The sequence below is a fragment of the Spirosoma fluviale genome, from assembly GCF_900230225.1.
GTDB lineage: Bacteria > Bacteroidota > Bacteroidia > Cytophagales > Spirosomataceae > Spirosoma > Spirosoma fluviale.
Genome location: NZ_OCNH01000001.1, coordinates 2,411,532 through 2,434,472 on the forward strand (window position 1 = coordinate 2,411,532; position 22,941 = coordinate 2,434,472).

14 protein-coding genes are annotated in these 22,941 nt (G+C 51.2%); 7 read left to right on the forward strand and 7 right to left on the reverse strand.

The window, feature by feature from the left end:
* Positions 1-80: 80 nt before the first annotated feature.
* Positions 81-851 carry a hypothetical protein gene (locus CRO74_RS10025; protein WP_097125799.1) on the forward strand — a complete coding sequence of 257 codons (771 nt, stop codon included), beginning with the start codon at positions 81-83 and terminating at the stop codon, positions 849-851.
* A 596-nt stretch (positions 852-1,447) separates the two neighbouring features.
* Positions 1,448-4,036 (forward strand): sensor histidine kinase, encoded by a 2,589-nt coding sequence (locus CRO74_RS10030; protein ID WP_179830157.1) that lies wholly within the window; start codon positions 1,448-1,450, stop codon positions 4,034-4,036.
* A gap of 160 nt (positions 4,037-4,196) precedes the next feature.
* On the opposite strand, the gene bioB is transcribed toward CRO74_RS10030, so the two are convergent.
* The 7 genes from bioB to CRO74_RS10065 all read right to left on the reverse strand — a co-directional run bounded on the left by bioB (position 4,197) and on the right by CRO74_RS10065 (position 12,284).
* The gene (bioB, locus tag CRO74_RS10035) at positions 4,197-5,189 is read right to left on the reverse strand and encodes a biotin synthase BioB (protein WP_097125801.1); all 993 of its coding nucleotides are present in this window, start codon (positions 5,187-5,189) and stop codon (positions 4,197-4,199) included.
* 111 nt (positions 5,190-5,300) lie between these two features.
* The gene (locus tag CRO74_RS10040; protein ID WP_097125802.1) at positions 5,301-6,488 is read right to left on the reverse strand and encodes an acyltransferase family protein; all 1,188 of its coding nucleotides are present in this window, start codon (positions 6,486-6,488) and stop codon (positions 5,301-5,303) included.
* Positions 6,489-6,607: 119 nt separating this feature from the next.
* Positions 6,608-7,807 carry a helix-turn-helix domain-containing protein gene (locus CRO74_RS10045; RefSeq protein ID WP_097125803.1) on the reverse strand — a complete coding sequence of 400 codons (1,200 nt, stop codon included), beginning with the start codon at positions 7,805-7,807 and terminating at the stop codon, positions 6,608-6,610.
* A gap of 99 nt (positions 7,808-7,906) precedes the next feature.
* Positions 7,907-9,676, reverse strand: coding sequence for a signal peptide peptidase SppA (gene sppA, locus CRO74_RS10050; protein ID WP_097125804.1), 1,770 nt, complete (start codon positions 9,674-9,676; stop codon positions 7,907-7,909).
* Between the two features lie 119 nt (positions 9,677-9,795).
* Positions 9,796-10,398 carry an inorganic pyrophosphatase gene (locus CRO74_RS10055; RefSeq protein ID WP_097125805.1) on the reverse strand — a complete coding sequence of 201 codons (603 nt, stop codon included), beginning with the start codon at positions 10,396-10,398 and terminating at the stop codon, positions 9,796-9,798.
* Between the two features lie 49 nt (positions 10,399-10,447).
* Positions 10,448-11,443 carry a glycosyltransferase family 2 protein gene (locus CRO74_RS10060; RefSeq protein WP_097125806.1) on the reverse strand — a complete coding sequence of 332 codons (996 nt, stop codon included), beginning with the start codon at positions 11,441-11,443 and terminating at the stop codon, positions 10,448-10,450.
* An 85-nt stretch (positions 11,444-11,528) separates the two neighbouring features.
* Positions 11,529-12,284, reverse strand: a complete 756-nt coding sequence (locus CRO74_RS10065; RefSeq protein WP_097125807.1) for a tRNA1(Val) (adenine(37)-N6)-methyltransferase — start codon at positions 12,282-12,284, stop codon at positions 11,529-11,531.
* Between the two features lie 439 nt (positions 12,285-12,723).
* On the opposite strand from CRO74_RS10065, the gene CRO74_RS10070 reads away from it, so the two are divergent.
* The 5 genes from CRO74_RS10070 to CRO74_RS10090 all read left to right on the forward strand — a co-directional run bounded on the left by CRO74_RS10070 (position 12,724) and on the right by CRO74_RS10090 (position 22,928).
* Entirely contained in the window at positions 12,724-15,813 is a 3,090-nt protein-coding gene (locus CRO74_RS10070) for a SusC/RagA family TonB-linked outer membrane protein (protein ID WP_097125808.1), read from the forward strand.
* Between the two features lie 18 nt (positions 15,814-15,831).
* The gene (locus tag CRO74_RS10075; RefSeq protein WP_097125809.1) at positions 15,832-17,274 is read left to right on the forward strand and encodes a RagB/SusD family nutrient uptake outer membrane protein; all 1,443 of its coding nucleotides are present in this window, start codon (positions 15,832-15,834) and stop codon (positions 17,272-17,274) included.
* Positions 17,275-17,309: 35 nt separating this feature from the next.
* A complete protein-coding gene (locus CRO74_RS10080; protein ID WP_097125810.1) occupies positions 17,310-18,452 on the forward strand; it encodes a glycoside hydrolase family protein in 1,143 nt (380 codons plus the stop codon).
* Between the two features lie 152 nt (positions 18,453-18,604).
* Positions 18,605-21,178 carry a glycoside hydrolase family protein gene (locus CRO74_RS10085; protein WP_097125811.1) on the forward strand — a complete coding sequence of 858 codons (2,574 nt, stop codon included), beginning with the start codon at positions 18,605-18,607 and terminating at the stop codon, positions 21,176-21,178.
* Between the two features lie 28 nt (positions 21,179-21,206).
* Positions 21,207-22,928 (forward strand): sodium:solute symporter family protein, encoded by a 1,722-nt coding sequence (locus tag CRO74_RS10090; RefSeq protein WP_097125812.1) that lies wholly within the window; start codon positions 21,207-21,209, stop codon positions 22,926-22,928.
* Positions 22,929-22,941 lie beyond the last annotated feature (13 nt).

Consider the following 22,941-nt stretch of genomic DNA (forward strand, 5'->3'; position numbering starts at 1 on the left):
GGTCTGTACGACAAAAACATCTGTACTACTCATCTGGTATGTAAGAAAACGCTAATTTTGGGCTTTCTCAAAATCATCCCATGAAAATCAAATCACTGATACTGGCTTTCCCGGTTTTGTGTTTAGCCTGCAGCAGCCCCGCTCCTACTACTGATTCTGCCAATCAAATGGATGCCAGCCCGGTACTGGCCAGAAGTGTCGCAGGTGTCAACGCACTATCAACCGATGCTAACTACGACGAACCTTGTAACCTGCTTGGGGAAGAGTATGTTCGCCGAACATTCAATTTGGACGAAACAACGAAACTGGAAGAATCGATTGAGCATTCCGGTTGCGGATTTGAGTGGGCAGGCAATAAAGTTCTTGTCTCGTTTGGTGGTAAGCGTCCCTACTCGTCTACCTATCTGGCCGAGTATACGTTCGACAAACAGTTTCAAGGCAAGCCAGCCATTGCCATGACGGAGCCGATTGAAACAGCAAATGACTCGACCACCAGCGGTCCTGAAACCGAAGGAACCAACTCGGAGACTTCAGCGAAAACAACCGTACCGGAAGAAACGAAGCACACCACTGCCGATAACCACCCGCAACATGCCGGTGTTACATCCGCAGCACCAGCCCTTACCGGCCATGCGGTAAGCACAGGCCACTTTGAGGCCGTTTCGAATGTTGGTGACAAAGCCGTTTGGGACGCATCGACGGGTGTTATGCACGTCCTGTACAACAATCACATCATCAACGTAACTGTTGAATCGAAAGATAAGGCTGAGGTTAAGAAAGAACGCGCGCAGAGTCTGGCCGAGGTTTTAATTGACAAGATCGCCGAAAACGAATACACGAAGCGCTTGTAACTCCTGATACCTCCATTGAAAAGGTAGCTGAATGATTTCAGCTACCTTTTTTTATGCCTAATTGACATAACCGTAATCCCAATAGATAATACATACATACTATACATTTACGCACTCTATCCGTCTTAGCCTATATTTTCACTAATTAATTCTTTTAGGACTCTGGTTAAATAACAATAACATATTTACAAATAGGTTTAAGAAAAAATACGCACAATAGCCTTAAAATAAGTATACCTTTTATTACATTAGCCAATAAAAAGACGGTTGACATTGTCACTAACTAACTCGTTTTTTACTCCATTGGCAAAAGGTTAAAAAGCTTATTGTGGTAATAAGAGTACATACTGAGGATATAAGTGTCTAAATCTTGGTAAACTATCTTACTGATCATGAATAGTTTTTAATGAACCGCTAGGCCAATGGATTTATCTTTTCTGACTCAAGATCCTATAAATTTGTTCTTTTTTGATCCTGTCTTCGACCGAAAAGGCTGCTTAGTCGACTTAAAGCGTCATCGGGTTACTCGCTATCACACTGCAAAAGACACGGTTCCTACGTACCTATCCGACTGGTTAAGGAGTCAACCACCAGCCTTGTTCACATCCTTGCTACAGGCACTGGAAAAAGGGGCACCCTGCAGTTTGACATACAGCGTGAGTTCCTCAGAAACAGACCAGCTGAACATTACTCCCCTCGATGAAGGCTACCAAGTCCAGAAAATTTCCAGGACATTGTCCGAGCCGATGCCCGTCTCAGAACTCCACTTCGGAAAAAGTAATCCATCTGTTACCACCAGTATTCCCCATAGTAATGAAGTCGGTCCAGCCAATCTTCGTGAACGAAATGAGGAGTTAGAAAAACAGGTTATCGAGCAAGCCAGACAGGTTAAATCTTTGTCTATCTGGCAAAATGCAATTCTGAATTATACTGGTCAAGCCATCCTGACAACCGATTCGGCGGGTATCATTCAAACAGTAAATCAGGCTTCAGAAACCCTATTGGGCTATTCAGCTCAGGAGCTTTGCGGTTGGGTTGTTCGCCTGAGATTCGATTTCGATCAGGCTACAAGCCCCGTACTTGAGTTTTGTGCGTACAATCCTGACGAATCCAGCTTTCCTTTTTTCAAACCGCTGCTGGTTGATCAAAAATCTGTTAAACAGGAATGCATTTTCCTGAACAAACAAGGCACAAAAATCCATTTAACACTAACAGTCAGTCGATTAGATGATGAAAATGGACTAATCATTGGGTATGTAGGCATTGCCAGTGATGTTTCAGCCCTCAACACGGCCAAAGCCCAGTTGCAAAGCATTAACCAACGCCTTCAAGTAGCCACCCAAGCTGCGAATCAGGGAATCTGGGAGTATGATATCAGTAAAGATCTTGTCATCTGGGACGACTACCTGCTGAAACTTCATGGCCTACCAACCGACACACCGGGCTTCAGCTTCGAGCGTTTTCTGGAACTGATTCATCCCGATGACCGATCTCATTTGCTGCCCCTGGAGCAAACAAACTTACAGGAAGACAACGTGGTTGTTTCACATACCAGCCGCAGATTACGAGCGGATGGTGAAGTTTTTTACGTCGAAATCAGCGGGCGGGTGATGCAGGACGATCAGGGTAAGCCAAGCCGACTGATGGGCGTTGCCTGGGATGTAACCCCGCGTAAGCTGGCAGACGATACACTCCGGGCCAGTGAACTTCGCTACCGTTTGTTAGTTGATCACCTGGATACTGTAGTCTTTCAAACAGACTTAACTGGTTGCTGGACTTATCTAAATCCAGCCTGGGAGACCATCACTGGCTTCTCGATCGACGAAACAACAGGCGGTTTATTTCTGGACTGGGTTTTACCCAATGATCGGGACACGGCCCGTTTACTGTATGAAGAAGCCCTAATTGGGCGACGTACAACGGTTAGACAGGAAGTACGATTCAGTCATAAAGAAGGAGGCTATGGCTGGTTTAGTCTACACGCACAGTTATTAGTAAATGAAAACCATACCCCAACGGGTTTTACAGGTACTCTGACCGATATTACTGACCGCAAAACGGCTGAAGAGGCAATGCTTGAAAGTAGTGAGCGGTTTCGGGAAATTGCCGAAAATGTCGACGAGCTATTCTGGGTTCGGGATGGGGTTAGTAACCGGTTTCTGTACGTTAACCCGGCTTATGAAAAGTTTACGGGACTTACGCTGGAAGACCTAAACGAAAACCCACTATCATTTTTGGCCCTGATTGTTGAAGAAGATCGCCCACTGGTTCTAAACGCAGTAGTAGAAAACGAATGGAGTACAATTCTCCAGTATCAGATTCGTCATGCCGATGGTGGCCTTCGCTGGTTGAAAGCACGCGGATTTGAGGCTACAAATGAGGCAGGAAAAGTAACACGTCGAATTGGTGTAGCAACAGATATAACGACCACCATTGAGAAACAGCATCTGTTAGAAGAATCTTTACAAAAAGAGCAAGCGTTAAATGCCTTGAAATCACAGTTTATTGCTACAGCTTCGCACGAGTTCCGAACGCCACTGACGGCCATCAGTTCCAGCGTCGAATTAATGAGATTCTACGTTGAGCGGGAAGCCAGTAATTCACTAGCACCCCTCATCAGCAAACATCTGAACACAATTTCCAGTAAGGTTATATCCCTTGATGAATTAATTGGCGATACACTGGCGATCAGTAAACTGGAAGAAGGAAAGATTCAAATCAACCTGGAAGATCTAGATATTGCCATACTTTGTTGGGAGTTAGTAAAATCAACATTCAGTGACCGGCAAGACCGTCGACAAGTGGAACTGGAAACAACCGGGACACCCACCGTCGTAACGACCGATAAAAAGCTGCTACAACATGTTCTAACGAATCTGTTGAGTAATGCCTTCAAATTTTCTGCTAAAAATCCCCGACTAAAAATCAGGTATACGTCTCAGTCGACAATACTGGAGGTTATAGACGAAGGAATCGGCATTCCCAAAGCCGATCTTCCCAACTTGTTTGGTAAATTTTTCAGAGCGACAAATGCCTCCCAATTTAAGGGAACCGGGCTGGGTTTAGTTATTTGTCAGGAATACCTCAAACTACTGAACGGCGGCCTTAATGTAATAAGCACTGAAGGTATCGGTACAACCTTTACGGTTACAATACCCTACGCACGCAACCACCCAGATTACTAGCTAATGATGAATAGCTTAACCAAAAAAAATCGTTCAAATGCAGCAGAAACAGCTTATACGCTTCCCGAGTCTGCATTTGAACGATTTCCCTCATTGAATCAATTTCTCTACCTCCGTTAATGAGTTCGCACCAAGCCAGTTGCTTAACTTACTCCAAAACTTACATTGGAATCTGCTCAAACACTACGGCGGGTTGCGTAGCGTCTTTAAAGGCTTTACGGGGACGGATGTTCAGGGTCTGGAAGAGCTGCTGGTCGGCATCCTCATTCGGATTTGGCGTTGTGAGGAGTTTATCCCCGGCAAAGATGGAATTGGCTCCTGCGAGAAAGCAAAGGGCCTGCTCCTCGGTATTCATCCGTACCCGCCCGGCCGAAAGCCGAACCATGGCTTTCGGCATGATGATCCGGGCCGTGGCAATCATCCGGATCATTTCCCAGACCGACACCCGGGGCTGATCTTCCAGGGGTGTACCCTCTACCGGTACCAGTGCATTAACGGGCACCGATTCGGGGTGTTGTGGCAGGGTTGCCAGTGTATGCAGCATCCCGATCCGGTCCTGATCCGACTCACCCATGCCGATAATTCCGCCAGAACAAACCGATATACCGGCTTTTCGGGCGTGGCCAAGTGTATCCAGGCGATCATCATACGTACGGGTGCTGATAATATCCCCATAGAACTCTTCGCTGGTATCGAGGTTGTGGTTGTACGCGTACAGCCCGGCATCTTTCAGTTTCTGCGCCTGGGTTTCGGTGAGCATACCGAGGGTGCAGCACACTTCAAGCCCCATTTCATTGACCCCCTGTACCATGTCGAGCACTTTATCGAAGTCGCTGTTGTCTCGTACTTCGCGCCAGGCAGCGCCCATGCAAAAGCGGGTACTCCCCGTGTCTTTGGCCCGTTGAGCGGCCGTCAGTACCTCGCCCACTTCCATCAGTTTATGGACCTTCACCGCCGTATGATACCGTGCAGCCTGTGGGCAATAGGCACAATCTTCGGGACATCCGCCGGTTTTGACCGACAGCAGCGTACATACCTGTACTTCCTGCGGATCGTGATGTTGACGGTGAACAGTGGCGGCCCGGTACATCAGGTCCAGAACGGGCGAGTTATAGATTTCGGCAATTTCAGCGCGAGTCCAATCGGTACGCATGGATTTACTTTTTTAATGATAAGCTCCGAAATAAACAGGGAGCAGTGAAACGCGTTAGCCTAATGGCTATGAGTTATCAAAAATCGCAAATCAAAAGTCAGAAACCAACAATCATTTTAGCCCGAAGACTACTCTCATCAACTTAAACGGCCGAATCAGTAACATATACAGCGCTATGCAAATAAGCAGCGTGGTCAGACTTACAACCATAAATCCACTGTAAATACCTAATTGTGTACGGGTTAAGACGTAGTACCCAATGAGCACAATAACGGTCTGATGTAGGATATAAAAAGGATAAACGGCTTCGTTCAAGTGCGGCAAAATCGGGTGGTTTACGTTCAGATACCGATACCCGTACCCAATCGTGGCCAATACGGAAAACCACGTGAGCCCAAGCCGATTGAAGCTAAACAGCGTAGTTAGTAGTTTGGAGGCTTCAACGGTATCAGCGCTAAGTAACGACCGGGAGCCATACATAATGACTGTACAGATAACCGTAGCCACCACAAAATAACGACGCTGGTCGGTAATAATCTGCCAGAAACTTTTTCGACTGATCAGGATAAAACCCAGCCAGAAGAGCAGCAGGTTATTCATGAAATACGCCCAGTCATTGATCAGTGCGTGGGTTTCGTGGGGAAAGAATCCGCCAAGCACCACATCGTTAAGCAATAAAAAGCCAACTAACCAGAGCGCTCCACCAGGCCGGGCCATTAACCGCCCGATGCGGTCAACGAACCATTGCCCCGACTCCCCTTTCAGCCAACGAAACACGGGAATACTAATCAGCGAATACAAAAACAAGTAACAGACAAACCAAAGGTGATGCCAGCTAAAGGCCCCACCCGTTCCGCCATCTTCGTACGGTTGAAAGTGAAAGACCTCCGGATAGAACTCGGCATAGCTGCCCGAGAAACGACCCCGAAACAGCCATTCGATGTAAATTTGCGGGGGTACAATCACGAACATGCCGAAAACCAGCGGTACAAATAACCGCCGGACGCGCTCACCGGCATAGGAACTATACGCGCGTTTTTTGAGGGCAAAGAAGGCACCGGCACCGGAGATAAAGAACAGTAACGGCATGCGCCATCGATGCAGCCAACGCATCACGACTTCCATGGGCAGGCTGTGTTCGGCACTTTTAATGTGCCAGTTCCATGAAACATAAATCATACCGGTATGGTAGAATAGCAGAGTTACAATGGCGATTACCCGGAGCCAGTCGAGGTCATGGCGTCGGGTAGAAATCGTAGTCGATGAGAGAGTCGGAGCAGGAAACGAGGTTGGTTGCATGGTGTTACGCTTTATGGAGTTGATGCAGCAAAAGTGCGCTCCTAAAGCCCTCAATACCCTATTTCCCGGCAAGTAAGCACTTCGCGCCTATCGGGATGAATAAAGAACGGCATATTCGGCTATCGCTCGGCCCCTTGCCCAAGCCCCCTTGCCCGAAACTGCGCCGGAGTCACGCTTGTCAACCGTTTAAAGGCCGTATGAAAAGAAGAGGGTGAATTATACCCCACCCGTTCGGCAATTTCGTCGATTTTCAGGTGACTGGTGGCCGAATCGCTGAGTAAGTGCTGAGCCTCGGCAATTCGGTACGTTGCCAGCCAGTCGAAAAACGTTTGCCCAAGCCGGTCGTTGAGTAATTGCGATAAATGATGCGGACTGGTATCCAGCCGGGCGGCCAGTTTCGGCAATGACAATTCACTGTCGAGGTAAGGTTTCTCCGTTTCGAGCAAACGGGTGAGTTTACTTAAAACGGCATCTTCAACTTCTCCTGACAACGCCGATTTTCCGTATTTCTTTTTCGGTTCTGCCAGAGGTTCCGCTGCAACCACTGTTGGTTCAGGCGGTGGCGTGTCGAGAAAAAAATCCGAACCCCGCATGACCAAAAAACTGGTGGCATAAATGGTAGCAGCCATGTAGGTAGCCAGCAGATAATCGCCCACGTCGTGGTAAAATTGGGGTTTTACCACGACGATCAAAAACGGCACCAACGCGAAGAGCAAACTTAACAGGCGTAATGACGTACGGATTGCGGATTCCTTTTTCCCCTCTTCTCCGCGATTGGCCCTTCGAATGGTCAGAAAGGCTAGTACGGCATACACCATGCAGCTGAGCAATGTCATCTCATCAATAAAGTCCCGAAGCCCGGTAAAGTCATCCTGCCAATACGGTTTCTGGTGAATAAACGGCAACTCAGGATGCTGTGCGTTTACATAGGCATTGTACCTGACTTCTATAGGCTGATAATGCCAGGTTATTGAGTTAACCAGCCAGATAGCGAATGGGAACAAATGCCAGCCCCAGAAACGGGGCAATCGCTGTCGGATTCGCCCATAAACAAAGAAGTAAAACAACGGCCCAATGGCAAAATTGAAGGGTTCCGCAAAATCACTCGTCCACAGTACCCTGAACGTGTAGTTGGTGTAATTCAGAAAGATCTCGCCACTTATGGCGGACAAAGCCAGCATGAAGAAGCCCAGACAGCGATTTGCTACCTGTTTGGACCGATCGCCGGTCAGAAAGAAAACGCCCAGAAAAATTCCCTGTGCCACGCCCAGAAGGATGATAAGGGCAAAGAGGTCAAGACGAACAGGAAGGATCTGCATCAGGATAACGTTGCTGATTGCAAGGTAAAAAAAAGACCTATACACCGGGCCACTGCTGGCTTTAACGCGTATAGGTCTGAATCAGGTAAACCAGAGTAGTTATCGAATCTCTACTTCGAAGGGCAATCGCATTTGCATGCCCTGCATCGTTTTTAGCTTTTTCATGTACTTCACATACGGGGCTAGTTCGCCAAGCTGTGCCTGAATTTTGGCCTCCTCGTCATTACCGAACGACATCATCAGTTGCTCGAAGAATTCTTTTTTCCGGGGCTGATACTTCAGTCTGTAATCACCCTCTTTTAGTTTAGCCGTCTGAGCCGCCAGTTTTATGGCGTCGTCGAGGCCACCAAGCTGGTCGACAAGGCCAATGGCTTTCCCTTGCGAACCCGTCCAGACCCGGCCACCGGCAATGGCCCGAAGGCTATCGATCGGCAGTTTCCGACCGGCTGCGGCTTTGCCCGTAAACTCGGCATAGATCCGCTCGGTTGCACGCTGCATGGTCTGCTTCTGAAACGGCGTCATTTCGTGCGTGCCTGTTGGGAAGTCGGCATTGGTGTTGGTTTTCACCCGGTCGTAGGTGATACCAAGTTTGTCTTTAAAGAAATTTTCGGTGTTGAACAGCAGCGAAAAAACGCCGATTGATCCCGTAATTGTGTTTGGCTGGGCCACAATTTTGTCGCAACCCATGAGCATATAATACCCGCCCGAAGCCGCATAGTCGGACATGGAGCCGATAACAGGTTTGCTTTTCCGGGCCAGCTGCACTTCGCGGTACATCACATCCGACGCCAGGGCGCTGCCTCCACCGGAGTTAACCCGCAGCACAATCGCTTTCACTTTGTCGTCGAGACGAGCTTTGCGAATCTCCTCCACAATCGTTTCCGAACCAATGCTGTTATCTCCGCTTTTACCCGACTGAATATCGCCCGAAGCGATAATGACGGCAATCCGGTTCGAACCCGTTCCTTCCGAATCCGTTTCGATTTTCTCCGAATCTTCGTATTTGCTCAGGGATACGTAGTTGATTTTCTTCTTCTCGTCGACGCCCAACTGCTTTTTGATCACACTTTCCAGTTCATCCTGGTAGCCTATGTTGGTAACCAGTTTGGTACGAAGCGCATCGGCAGGTTTCTGGATAGTCAAATTATCGGCATAGCGTTTGAGCGAATCGACCCGCAGGTTTCGGCTTTGCGCCACCCGAACCAGCATGTGGTCGTTCACGGAGTTGAGGAACGAGTTCACCTGTTTGCGGTTGGGGTCGCTCATATCCTCCCGAATAAACGGTTCTACGGCGCTTTTAAACTCGCCCACTTTGAAAATTTCGGCTTTAACGCCCAGCTTATCAAGTGTTCCTTTAAAAAAGGACAGCTCCGCATTCAGGCCATTCCATTCCAGATCGCCGGCCGGATTCAGGTAAATTTTATCGGCAACGGAAGCCAGGTAATATCCTTTTTCGGTCATCGTTTCGCCGTAAGCATACACGAACTTCTTCGATTGCCGGAAATCAACCAGCGCATCACGAACTTCTTCGAGCGATGCCCATCCAGCCTGTGGGCTTTCGGTTTGGAGGTAGATCCCTTTGATGTTATCATCGTCTTTCGCTTCTTTCAGCGCTTTTTTCAGTTCGATGAGGCCAATGGCATCACCTCCGCCACTTATTGGCCCAAACCCCTTAAACGGATTTTCGACACTCCGTTCTTCAATCGGTTTATCCAGGTCTAATTTTAAAACGGTGTTTTCCTTAACGGTTGTTTTTTTATCCGAAGACGACAAGGCCGCTCCTATCCCAATGAGGAGTAGAAAGCCTACAAAGGAAAACAACAGCAGGCCGACGATTGTGGCCAGTACATATTTAAGAAACTGTCGCATGAATTAGTATTAATGTAAAGCCTTTACAAATCGGGCTATATACAAATATAGCCCGGAAGTAAGTTTCCGGGCTATAAAAGTGTTAAGTACGCGAAAATAGCGGACGAATGGCGTAAACCTTACATCAGCTTATAATCGTTGATTGAGGTCTGGATTACCTCCCAGGCTTCTTCCTGGCCATAGATGTTGGCTAACTCCATTACTGCCGGTTCGTCGGGCAGATTTTTGTAAGTCATGAAATAGTGGCGAAGCCGCTTTACAACGGCCTCGGGCAGTTGAGCCAGTTCGGTATATTGGCCGTACATGGCATCTCCTTTCAGCACAGCGATAATTTTATCGTCTGCTTCTCCTTTATCGATCAGGCGGAAACCGCCGATGGGGATAGCCTGTAAAATAAGGTCACCGTGTGTGATTTCTCGCTCGGTCAACACACAAATATCGAGGGGATCACCATCGCCCAGTTCAACCGTCCGGCCCGACTTTTCACTGGCCAGACGGGCAATCTGTTCACCGCAAAAGGTTTGTGGAATAAAGCCGTATAAAGCTGGCAGTACGTTGGAGTATTGTTGAGGCCGGTCAATTTTGAGGTAGCCAGTGGTTTTATCAATTTCGTACTTAACGGTGTCCGTCGGTACGATTTCGATAAAGCACGTTACTTGTTTGGGCGCTAAGTCGCCAATTGAAATGCCGTGCCAGGGATGGGCTTTAAAATTACTCTTCATGGTTGGTTGTATTACTAATTTATGCTATTGATTGATAAAGAAAAGCCGTTTATACCGGCACGTTTTGGTCAGTAAATCCTATTTTTTCGGCTACCAGTTGATCCGTTGAGCGATTCAGGCTCTGGCGAACGAGCATTTCGCCCAGAAAGCCCGCCAGAAACAGTTGTACGCCAAGAATGATCGCCACAAGGCCGAAAAAGAACAGCGGGTTATCAGTCACATTACGAAACTTCTCCCCTCTTGAAATATTAATGAGCTTCTCGACAATGAGCCAAATGGCCAGTAGCGAGCCGATGAAAAACGACAGCGTCCCGAAGGTTCCGAAGAAGTGCATTGGCCGTTTGCTGAACCGGTGGACAAACCCGATAACGAGTACATCCAGAAAGCCGTTCACGAAACGTTCCAAACCAAATTTGGTGGTACCGTATTTTCGGGCCCGATGTTGCACAACTTTCTCGCCAATTCGGCTGAACCCGTCCCAATTGGCAACAATGGGCAAATTTCGGTGCATATCGCCGTAGAGAGATGGGGCAATGGTTTTCACCACTTTTTGCCGGTACGCTTTCAGGCCACAGTTGAAATCGTGTAACTGAACCCCGGATATCCAGCGCGAAACCGCATTGAACAGCTTGGTCGGCAACGTTTTGGTGATCGGGTCGTATCGCTTCTGTTTCCAGCCCGAAACGAGGTCGTACTTCTCCTTCGTGATCATGCGGTACAGCTCCGGTATTTCGTCCGGACTGTCCTGAAGATCGGCGTCCATCGTAATGACCACCTGCCCCCGAACGGCCAGAAAACCAGTTTGCAGGGCGGCCGTTTTACCATAATTCCGGTTGAATCGAATGCCCCGTACATTCGGGTTTCGAGCTGCCAGCTGTTCAACAACAGCCCATGAATTATCCGTGCTACCGTCGTCAACGAACAGGATCTCGTATGTGTACTGGTGTTCCGTTACGACCCTTACAATCCAGTCGTGCAGTTCGGGCAGCGACTCATCTTCGTTGTAAAGCGGAATCAAAACGGTTAGTTGAAGCGGTTCTGGCATATATTTTTCTAAACGCAAGGTCGAACCGCACGGGCGGCCCTACGCCGAAACGGGCGCAAAGATTTCTGCAAAGGTCGCAGACTTTTCAGAATATCAGGTAAAAATCCCGGAGTAATGACCGAAAATCTGACGTATATATCTCTTTTGACTGCGTTTTCGTCTGATCGGATACATTCGTACGCTCATAAATGGTCAGCGTTTCCTGCTCAGGACTCCTTTCCGTATACGAATACCCACTCACAACCCGAAAAGCGGGCTTTTGCGCATTGTGCCGCAGAAATAGGCGTTTAAAGGCGTGCAGGCCTGCTTTTTGGGCCAGTTCATCGAGCAAGTCTGTTTCATAAGGCGGCAGTAAAACCCACCACTGCCCGGTAAGCTGCATCAGCCGGGTAACAGCTTCTACCAGTTCCGGAAACGGTAAGTAGTCGGTATGAAGGGCCCGGTTAACGGCCGCATCCGGCGAACGAAGGTGGTTGGTATAGAAAGGCGGATTGGTCAGGATTCGATCGTAGCGAATGGCGGGTTGGTAATCCTGTATCCGACCCTGTGTTACCCGAATCCGGTCAGCGAACGGACTGGCCGCTACGTTTTCGATAGCCTGACTAAAGGCCGCGTCATCTACCTCAACTGCATCGACTACCGCCCTTGGATTTCGTTGCGCTGCCATAAGCGCCAGTAAGCCGGTGCCGGTGCCAATGTCCAGAATCCGCGACACCTCCGTAGTAGGCTCGACGCGCTCCCCCGCATCCTGATTAGCATACGCCCCAAGCACGCAGGCATCCGTACACACTTTCATGGCCGTACGATTCTGCTGAATGGTGAATTGCTTGAACGAAAACATAATCTAGTTACGGGAATTTGCTCAGGAAAGTGCCCCTTAAATACACAACTTAGTGAAACGGCAAAAAACGTGATTTAGGCGCATACAACAAACTGGTATTCAATTGGAGCATTCCAGAATCAGAGCCCGATTATATTGTAATAAATAAAGAATAGCTCAAAAGTTTATCCATATTTTAAAAGCCGCACTTTGGGAACGTTCCCAAAAAATGGGAGCGTTCCCAACGAAAAATAATGCCAACTAAAAGAATTTATTGTACTATACTTTTTAAGTTTTGTGCTGTGAAAAGACAGCAAGCAAAATACCGGCACTTACTTAATCATTCGCATTAACATTTTCCAAGTGAGTTAAGCTGACGGTAAATAGCAAGTCGACTCAACAGCGCATTACCTATATTGTATTTTTCCACTAAAACCCTTTAAACTCCTACCTATTATATATGCCATTTTCTACGATAAGTAAAGTCCAACCTAAAATCGGGTGGCTCGTCGGCCTGCTGCTCGTACTGGGATTGCCCGCGCTGGCCCAATCGAACCGAACGAGCACCGTCAGTGGTCTGGTTACATCGGCTGAAAGCAGCCAGGGAATCCCCGGAGCCAATGTTATGGCTAAGAACACGCAACTGGGTACTACGACCAACGCCAACGGTGAATTTACGCTCTCAGCCCCCGCCGGGCCTTTGGTGCTTATCGTCTCGTCGATAGGCTATCAAACACAGGAAGTGCCAGTTTCGGGCCAGAGCAAGCTAACCATCACCCTGCAACCCGATAATCGTTCCCTGAACGAAGTGGTCGTTGTGGGGTACGGTACCGTTAAAAAGAGCGACCTGACCGGCTCGGTATCGTCGGTGAAAGCCGCTGAACTACGGCAAACGCCCATTGCCAACTTTGTACAGGGCTTACAGGCACGGGCTTCGGGGGTGCAGGTTACCCAGAACTCCGGCGCGCCGGGTGGGAGTGTGAGCGTCAGGATCAGGGGAAATAACTCGATTAGCGGCAGCAGCGAACCGCTCTATGTAGTCGACGGATTTCCCATTGCCGGGGGCGACAACCCGGTAGCGGGGGGCGGCAGCGGACTCGGGAACGACAATGGCAACCGGCTGTCGGTGCTGTCGACGCTCAATCCCAATGATATTGAGTCGATGGAAGTACTGAAAGATGCCTCAGCCACCGCCATTTACGGTACACGCGGGGCCAATGGTGTGGTGCTGATCACAACCAAACGGGGAAAAGCCGGTAAAACCCGCGTGAGCTACGACGGCTATTACGGGGAACAGCAAATCCGAAAAACGCTGGATGTGATGAATGCCGCGCAGTTTGCCAAATACGAAAACGAGATTGCCGGTACAACACTCTACCCAAACCCCGATCAGTTGGGGCAGGGTACCGACTGGCAGTCGCTCATTTTCCGTAAAGCCCCCATGCAGAGCCACCAGCTCTCCGTATCGGGCGGCAACGAGCGCTCGCAGTTTGCGCTGTCGATGAATTACTTTGATCAGGACGGAATCATCATAAACTCCAACTTCAAGCGGGGGTCGGTGCGAGTCAATCTGGACAATACCGTCAGTAAAAACCTTAAAATAGGTACGAGCCTGACGTATACGTACTCCGTGAATAATGGAGCCATTACCGCCACGCTGGGCGACGGCGGTCCTTCGGGAGGAATTATCCTGTCGGCTCTAACCGCTCCGCCCGTCTTTTCACCTTATAACGCAGACGGTACGCCCGCCATTTTCACGAACCGCTACCTGGATCTCAACAACCCTATTGCTATGGCTACGGAGGTACTGAACCGAAATACAACCCGCCGGTTTCTGGGCAACATCTTTGCCGATTGGACCATTGCCAGTGGCTTAACCTACCGCGCTTCGTTTGGGGGTGACCTCGTTACCGATACCCGCGACTCGTACGTTACCCGCAACATTCGGGCGGGTTCGCAGGTGAACGGCATTGGTGGCAAAGGGAATGCCAACACCAATACGGTACTGCACGAGAGTCTGCTGAATTACCATCGCCTGTTTGGTACCCACGATGTAAACCTGACCGGCGTGTTTTCGACCCAGGGGCAGCTACAAACCGCCGATGCCATGACCGGCCAGCAGTTTCCCAACGACCTTGTATTGAACAATAACCTGTCGCAGGCATCCATTTTAACCATTTCCAGTAACAAACAGGCCTGGCGCTTAGACTCATACACGGGCCGGATCAACTACAACTACAAGAGTAAATACCTGCTCACGCTGACCGGCCGGGTAGATGGCTCCAGCCGGTTCGGCACCAATAACAAATATGGCTTTTTCCCCTCGGTGGCGGGGGCATGGCGGGTATCGGAAGAAGCCTTTATGCAGGGGCAGCAGGTGCTAAGCGACCTGAAGCTCCGGGCCAGTTATGGCATGACCGGCAACGCCGATATTCCGCTCTACAACTCCTTGTCGCGCCTGAATTCGGTTGGTAATTACAACTTCAACAACGTGCGTACCATCGGTATTGCCGCAGCCAACATCAGCAACCCCGACCTTAAATGGGAGAAAAGTGCGCAGGCTGACATTGGCCTGGATTTCGGCCTGCTCAACAACCGGATTCAGGTAACGGCCGATGTGTATTACAAGAAAACGACCGATCTGCTGCTGTCGCGCACTATTCCGCTCTCGTCGGGTTTCGGGTCGGTATTCGGCAATTTTGGTTCGGTCGAGAACCGGGGCATCGAAGTAACCGTCAACGCGGGCGTGCTGAATGGTCCGCTGAAGTGGGACATCAACGCCAACGTTTCGGCCAACCGGAACAAGCTCACGCTGATCGACGGAACCCGCACCGAAATTATCCCCGGTGGTGGTGATGGCTCCATTGGCGCTTTCACCAACAACAGCATTCTGCGGGTGGGCGCGCCCATCGGCTCGTTCTACGGGTACGTCTTCGATGGAATTTACCAAACCGGCGACAACATCCCGACGGGGCGTATTCCGGGCAACATCCGGTACCGTGACCTGACTGGCGATGGCGTCATTTCGGGGGCCGACCAGACCATTATCGGCAATCCGAACCCAAGCTATATTTTCGGGATCAACAACACGCTGAAGTACAAAGGCTTCGACTTGAGCCTGTTTGTGCAGGGTGTGCAAGGCAACCAGATCTTTGCCGTTTCGAGAGTCCGGCTGGAGGCTGGGGCGGGTATGATCAATCAGTACGCCAGCTATGTAAACCGCTGGACACCCACCAACCCCTCCAACGAGTACCTGAAAGCCTCGACGGGGCAGCGGGTCAACCAGTCGGACATTCACATTGAAGATGGTTCGTTTGTCCGCTTCAAGAACATAACCCTCGGTTATACGATCCCTGCCGTTGGTAAACTGGCCTGGCTGGCAAATTCGCGGGTGTATGTGAGTGCCAACAATTTCGCTACCCTGACCAACTATTCGGGCTATGACCCGGAAGTGAATACCGCCGGGCAGAATAACCTCAATTTGGGCGTGGACAATATCGGCTTCCCGGTGGCCAAGTCGTTCATTGCTGGTCTTCAACTCAACTTCTAACCGTAGCCAACTCCTACCATGAAATTTACCCGAATTCGTTCATTCCTGGGACTGACCTTTATGCTGGCTCAGCTCAGTGCGTGTCAGTTAACCGAAACGCCCTATTCCTTCGTTTCGCCCCAACAGTTTTATACCTCGGCTTCCGATGCCGAAGCAGCTCTCACGGCCGCCTATACACCCGTTACCGATCTGTATGGCCGGGTGGGTACACAGTTGCCCGACTATTCTGCCGATCAGTCATTTCCGAGGGCCGTCGTAGGCCGCGACCAGCTGACGGTTTTCTCGTATGATGCCACCATGGATCTGATTGGCGGGTACTGGCAGCATTGCTTTAACGGGATTAACCGGGCTAATCAGGTACTCGAAAATGTCCCGAAGATTACGATGGACGACACCCGGAAAAAGCAGGTTCTGGCCGAAGCGTATTTCTTGCGGGGGCTGTACTATTTCCACCTCGTGAAGACCTTTGGTGAAGTCCCCATCAAACAGGCTAGTACCAAAGACATTGCCTCAACAGAAGCCGCCAAGAGCAAAGTCGAAGAAGTGTACGCACTCATTGTCAAGGATTTCGAACAGGCGGTAAAAGACCTGCCCGCAACACCCAAAGACCGGGGCAGGGCGGCAATCGGTGCCGCTCAGGGCCTGCTGGCAAAAACACACCTGTATGCCGGAAACTGGGCTAAAGCGGCCGAAAATGCACAGGCCGTTATTCAGTCGAACCGCTACAGCCTGATGCCCAACGTGCTGGATTTGTACAATCCCCTCCGGGAAGATGCCGCTCGGACGGAGCAGATTTTTGCGGCTGAATTTTCGGCGCTGAGCGGCCTGAACGGGTCCGATCTGGTGGGTTTCTATGCCCCGGCCAACTCGCCCCCGGTTTTCTCGAAAACGGCTTTTGGGTCAGCCTTCGGCTACATGTCGTTCTATAATTCATTCAATCCAATCGATAAACGTCGGCAACTGCTCGATACAGCCTACGTAAATTCGGCCGGTAAGCTGATTGGTCAGGCCGACGCAACGCTGAAAGACCGCGTTATTATCAAGAAGTTTCTTGACCCCAACTCCAACGGAGCCAACGGCGAAAATAACTTCCCGATTCTGAGACTGGCCGACGTGTATCTCATTGCTGCCGAGGCCGAAGCCCGGCAAAATGGCCCGACAGCCGTAGCCTATACCGCCATCAATACCGTTCGTCGGCGGGCGGGCATCCCCGACCTGACACCGGGCCTGGGCAAAGATGCTTTTATCGAAGCTGTCTTACAGGAACGCTCGTGGGAGTTGTTTGTAGAAGCCGACCGCTGGTATGATCTCACCCGTACGGGTAAATTCAAGATGGTGGCCAATGTGCTGAACTCGTACTATCCATCGAGGCCGGTCCAGGATAAGCACCGATTCTTTCCCATTCCGAACGTCGAAGTGCTGACCAACTCAAAGCTGGAGCAAAACCCGGCCTGGAAATAACAGCCAACGCTTTACCCTATCACCCTTTCTCAACAATGACAGACCGACGCACCTTTCTGGCCTCAGCCGCCGGGTTATTCCTGACGGGCTCTGCTATGGGGTCACTTCGGCAAAGTTCGCCCGACCCAACCAGTAGTCTCCCCGATAGTCTTAACCTGAATGCGCTGATGCAGCCCGTACAGCCCCGCTCCGTACTGCGCGACCCCAACTGGTTTATCTGGGGGGGCGGCATGGTGCGCACTTCCGATGGCGTTTGTCATATGCTATTTGCCCGATGGCCGCGTAAAGAAGGGTTCAATGCCTGGGTGACACACTCCGAAATTGCCCACGCCACCAGCAACGACCCGCTTGGCCCCTGGACCGTGACGGGGCCGATTTTTGAGCGCCGACCGGGTTTCTGGGATGCGGATAACCTGCACAACCCGCTGATTCAGGAATTCGACGGCAAGTATTACCTCTATTACTCGGGCAATTTCGGACCACGCAACGGCACCAAAGATGGCTGGTGGATTCACCGCAACAACCAGCGACTGGGAGTAGCCGTTGCTGACCATCCGGCCGGACCCTGGAAACGCTTCGATAAGCCCCTGCTCGACAGAACACCCGGCTCCTTCGATGGGTTGCTGGTCAATAGCCCTACCGTAGCCCGCAACCAGGCCGGGCAATACGTGATGGTTTACAAAGGCGTGAGCGAGGGGCCGATGCCGTTTGGCGGCAAGGTCAGAATGGGGCTGGCAACAGCAACGAACCCGCTTGGTCCCTGGAAAAAGGAAAACATTACCCTCTTCGATCATCCGACGGAGCCATTTCCGACCGACGATAACTTCATCTGGTATCAGCCAACCGGAAACGGTGCGGGCCGCTTTTATGCCATCGTGAAAGACTACCGGGGCTTTTACACCAAACAGGCCCGACCGGATTCAGTAGAAAAAGAGTCGCTGGTGCTGTTTACGTCGGAAACCGGGCGCGACTGGACATTGGCCGCTCATCCTTTTGTGTCGGATTTTCACCTTCGCTGGGCCAACGGGTCCGTCAGCGACCGGCTCCACCGGCTCGATCAGCCGCAGGTATGGCTCGAAAATGGCAAACCGTCGGTGCTGTTTCTGGCAGTAAAAGCCAAAGACGACGCGGATGATTCGGACTTGTCGTACAACATCCAGATAAAGCTAAAGGCTTAATTTTCAACACTTACCCTACTTACCAAACTCAAACTGAAGCATAACCCGGCCTGAAAGTAACGTACCCATGGGCTTTAGCCCGTGTTTTCTTTAGTACTATTTAATACGAAACACGGACTGAAGTCCGTGGGTACGATTAAACCACTCACTCAATGCGTTTTATCTGGAAAATATCACTTTTAAGTATTGGCTGGCTCACGGTGCGGGCCCAATCGACCCAGCCCGTATCGCTGGCGAACGACCGCGTCAGGATCGTCTGGAAAAATACCCCGACCGGCTGGACTATTGGTCAGCTGGCCGTGCGGAAAGGCGCGAGCTGGGTGAACCTGCCAGCGCCCTCTGGTGAGAATACGCTGCTGTATGCCGCCGAGAAGCCTTCAGAGAAGCCCGACACGACCTTTACGGATATTACGGGACAGCCGTTTCCCTCCGAAAAATACCATTACCAGCAGAAACAGTGGGCCGAAAGTACCAATCCTGTTTCGCTGAATAAGGCCGGAAAATCGATGTATTTTTTTCCGAAAGAAGCGAAACAGACGAGCCCGAATAGCCTGTCGTTTCGGCAGGAGACAGACGCAGCCACGGTTAGCACGGTCTGGACATTCGATCCTAAGTTTCCGTCCGACATTATTGTAAAACAGACCGTCACCGCAAAAAAGGCAGGGTACTTCTCACTGGCCAGTCCGACCCTGTTCCAAGTTTCTGAGCAGAATCTATCCTGGGCAACCATTCCGGGCTATTTCCAAGGCAATAAACTCCAGCCGAATTTCGCGCTGGCCTACGCCTATGGGCACGGCATTCCGACGATTCCGGCCGTTTATCGCGAGCGATGCGCCAGTACGCTTTGCCCCATGGTGACCACGAAGAACGGCGTTACCATCTCGGTTATACCGGAGCCGGGCCTCTCCCGCGACCCCTGGGCCGTGGATAAAAGCACCCAGACGGACTGGGAAATTGGGTTGTCGCACATGAACCGAAAGGCCCAATTGTCGCCAACGTTGTATTACCCCGTTCTGGGTGAGCCAAAATCCAGCCTGCAAACCGGCGGAAGCATTCAGTATACGTTTCGGTACAGCCTGACGGATGGCGACTGGTTCAAAGCGCTCAACCATGCCGTGTACGATATCTATCAATTCCGGCAAACGCTCGCGTTGCGGCAGTCGACCCAATCGCTCACCAACCGTATCCAGAAGATGCACCACTACCTCACCGACCCCAAAACGTCGCTGTGGAACATCGAGGAGTTTGAGGGTAAAAAGCTTGGCGCGCAGTCGTATCTGGGTGGCGTTGTCGGCTCCGATAAAGATGCCATGAAAAACTCCGACTACGGGGCCATGTGGATGCTCGCCAACGCCACCAACGACCCGTTACTGACCGAAAACGTGTTACCCTACGCCGAAAACTTCAAGCTGGCCCAGCAGGAAACCGGCAGCAGTTTCTTCAAAGGTGCACCCGAGGGACAGTATTATCTGGCGAAGTCAAAGAAGTTCGTGGAGGAGTGGGGCTCCGTCGTGGAACCCATTGGCCTGACGTACTACACCACACTCGACATGGGCAACATGCTCCTTTTCGACCCGGCTAATACAGAACTCAAAGCGCGGCTGCGAATGGGTGCCGACCGATTGCTGACCTGGCAGAAACCGGATGGACGCTGGGCGGTGGCCTACGACCGGAACACTGAACAGGAGATCTTTACCGATGTTCAGGATGTGCGTCCCACGTTCTACGGCCTGATTGTTGCCTACCGAATCCTGAAAGACCCGAAATACCTGACTGCCGCCCGGAAAGGAGCCGATTGGTTCATCAAAAACGCGGTCGAAACGGGTAACTTTCTGGGTGTGTGTGGCGATGCCCGATACGCCCCCGATTTTGCAACGGGGCAGTCGGCGCAGGCCTTGCTGGATCTCTATGACCTGACAAACGACATTCGCTATCAGCGGGCGGCCATTACGGCAGCTAAAATATACACGACCTCAATCTACACGCACCCCATTGCCAGTCATACCCAAAAAACGGCGAACGGTATCCCACGTGAGGATTGGGAAATTAGTCAGACAGGCTTAAGTTTTGAACATGGCGGCATTTTCGGCTCGGCCACGCGGCTGGGACCCATTCAGTTGTGTAGCCACGCGGGTTTGTTCATTCGCATGTATCAACTCACGAAAGAACCAATTTTTGCGGACATGGCACGCGCGGGAGCCATCGGCCGGGATGCGTTTGTCGACCCGAAAACGAGTGTGGCGTCGTATTACTGGGAACGGATGAATAAAGGCTCGGGGCCGTACCCGCACCACGCCTGGTGGCAGATTGGCTGGCTCACCGACTACCTGATGGCCGAAGCCGAACTACGCTCGGCGGGGAAGGTGACCTTTCCGCGTGGGTTCGTTACGCCGAAGGTTGGCCCGCACCAGACGTACGGCTTCAGGGCAGGCTCTGTGTATGGTCAACCGGCCAGTCTGCTCATTCAGGAAGGGCTGGTGCAGCCCGACAGCCCGGTTATCGACTACATCCTGGCTCGCTCTGCCGATCAGAAAAAGCTGTACATCGTTTTGCAGAACAATCGGGCGCAGGCCACAAAGACAACGGTAAAACTGAACCCGGCCGTTATTCAGAAGACCATCACAACGGCCCACTGGCTACCCACAAAGCAGGCTGTTCCTACGGGAGACATCCTGCTCGACCTGCCGGGTTTTGGGCAGCAAGTGCTTGAAGTAGCGTTAAACTAAAGGATATTTTTTTGACAGGGTTTCAGTTATGAATACAACCATCGATACGGCCGTTATTGTTATTTTTTCGGCCTTTGTGCTGGTCATCGGCATGTTGTTTGCCCGTACCGGTCGTAACCTCAAATCGTTCTTTGCCGGGGGCGAAGCGGTGCCCTGGTTTATTGGCGGTCTCTCGCTGTTCATGAGCTTTTTCTCGGCGGGTACGTTCGTGGCCTGGGGAAGCATTGCCTACAAATACGGCTGGGTAGCCATTACCATCCAGTGGACCATGTGCATTGGGGCCATTTTTACCGGCCTTTGGCTGGCTCCCCGCTGGAAAAAAACGGGTGCTCTTACGGCCGCCGAGTTCATTCGCAAACGCCTGGGCCTACCCGTCCAGAAAACTTATATTTTTATTTTTACCCTCGTCAGCATCTTCATCAAAGGGTCGGTGCTGTATCCGGTGGCCAAACTGGTGAGCGTGTCGCTCAACCTGCCGCTGGTACCCACCACCATTGGCCTGGGTATTTTCATGATTGCTTACACCGCCGTTGGCGGGTTGTGGGCGGTTATGGTGACCGACATTCTCCAGTTTGTGGTGCTATCAGCAGCGGTGTTTATCCTGATGCCGCTGGCGTTTGATAAAGTGGGTGGATTTGAAGCGTTTACCCAGAAAGTACCCGCTACCTTTTTTGAACCGCTTAATGGTGAGTACACCTTCGGGTTCGTGCTGGCATTTATCTTTTACCACATCGCCTACATTGGCGGAAACTGGACCTTTGTGCAGCGGTACACCAGCGTCGACAGCCCAAAGTCGGCCCGGAAAGTAGCGTTTCTGTTTGCCGGACTCTACCTCGTCAGCCCGATTATCTGGATGATGCCGCCCATGATCTACAAGGCCATTAACCCGTCGCTGGTGGGGCTCGACACGGAGAATGCGTACCTCGAAATCTGCCGACTGGTGTTACCCCCCGGACTGCTCGGGTTGATGCTCACGGGCATGTACTTCTCTACGTCGGCCAGTGCCAACACCGCCCTTAATGTGGTGTCGGCGGTCTTTACGAACGATATTTATAAAGGCATCATCAACCCCGGAGCCACCGACCGGCAGCTTATTCGGGTAGCCCGGCTGTCGTCATGGGGGTTCGGTCTGGGCATGATTGGCATTGCGCTGCTGGTGCCTTATGTGGGTGGAATTGTCGAAGTGGTGCTCAGTATTGGGGCCGTAACCGGTGGCCCCCTGTTGGCACCGGCGATCTGGGCACTGTTTTCCAAGCGACAAACGGGCCGCACCACCTTATGGATAACCTGTTCGACACTTGGCCTGAATCTGGTTTTTAAACTAATTCTTCCGGTACTGGCCGGTATCAAACTGAGCCGGGCCGAAGAAATGGTGATGGGTATGGGCGTACCTATCTTACTGCTGGCGCTGGCAGAATGGCTGGCCTCGCGCCAGGGCACCGTCAGTGCTGATTACCTCCGGTATGTGCAGGAAAAAGCCGATACGCCCGTGATTTCCTCAGAAGAGGCCGCTTCGGAGGCACTGGAAACCCGGCGGCAAAACCGATTTGGCCTGAAAGTGATTGCGGGTGCGCTGGCCTTCACGGCGCTCATGCTGCTGGGACTCAGCCTGCTCACGGCGCAGGGGGCGGGCGTAACGGCGATCATTGCCATCTTTATTTTGGGCGGGGCTGCCTTTTCGTGGGTTGCCGCCCTCCGCATTCAGGTACAGCCCGAACCTGCACTGATCCGGGAAGTTAATCACCCCTAAACTTAGCTTAACC

What these genes read in the sequence shown, in the direction of transcription:
- CRO74_RS10055 (WP_097125805.1), bottom strand. Translation starts at nt 10,398, where the DNA reads ATGAAGAGTAATTTTAAAGCCCATCCCTGGCACGGCATTTCAATTGGC.
- bioB (WP_097125801.1), bottom strand. Translation starts at nt 5,189, where the DNA reads ATGCGTACCGATTGGACTCGCGCTGAAATTGCCGAAATCTATAACTCG.
- CRO74_RS10045 (WP_097125803.1), bottom strand. Translation starts at nt 7,807, where the DNA reads ATGCAGATCCTTCCTGTTCGTCTTGACCTCTTTGCCCTTATCATCCTT.
- CRO74_RS10075 (WP_097125809.1), top strand. Translation starts at nt 15,832, where the DNA reads ATGAAATTTACCCGAATTCGTTCATTCCTGGGACTGACCTTTATGCTG.
- CRO74_RS10090 (WP_097125812.1), top strand. Translation starts at nt 21,207, where the DNA reads ATGAATACAACCATCGATACGGCCGTTATTGTTATTTTTTCGGCCTTT.
- CRO74_RS10060 (WP_097125806.1), bottom strand. Translation starts at nt 11,443, where the DNA reads ATGCCAGAACCGCTTCAACTAACCGTTTTGATTCCGCTTTACAACGAA.
- sppA (WP_097125804.1), bottom strand. Translation starts at nt 9,676, where the DNA reads ATGCGACAGTTTCTTAAATATGTACTGGCCACAATCGTCGGCCTGCTG.
- CRO74_RS10085 (WP_097125811.1), top strand. Translation starts at nt 18,605, where the DNA reads ATGCGTTTTATCTGGAAAATATCACTTTTAAGTATTGGCTGGCTCACG.
- CRO74_RS10080 (WP_097125810.1), top strand. Translation starts at nt 17,310, where the DNA reads ATGACAGACCGACGCACCTTTCTGGCCTCAGCCGCCGGGTTATTCCTG.
- CRO74_RS10025 (WP_097125799.1), top strand. Translation starts at nt 81, where the DNA reads ATGAAAATCAAATCACTGATACTGGCTTTCCCGGTTTTGTGTTTAGCC.
- CRO74_RS10040 (WP_097125802.1), bottom strand. Translation starts at nt 6,488, where the DNA reads ATGCAACCAACCTCGTTTCCTGCTCCGACTCTCTCATCGACTACGATT.
- CRO74_RS10070 (WP_097125808.1), top strand. Translation starts at nt 12,724, where the DNA reads ATGCCATTTTCTACGATAAGTAAAGTCCAACCTAAAATCGGGTGGCTC.
- CRO74_RS10065 (WP_097125807.1), bottom strand. Translation starts at nt 12,284, where the DNA reads ATGTTTTCGTTCAAGCAATTCACCATTCAGCAGAATCGTACGGCCATG.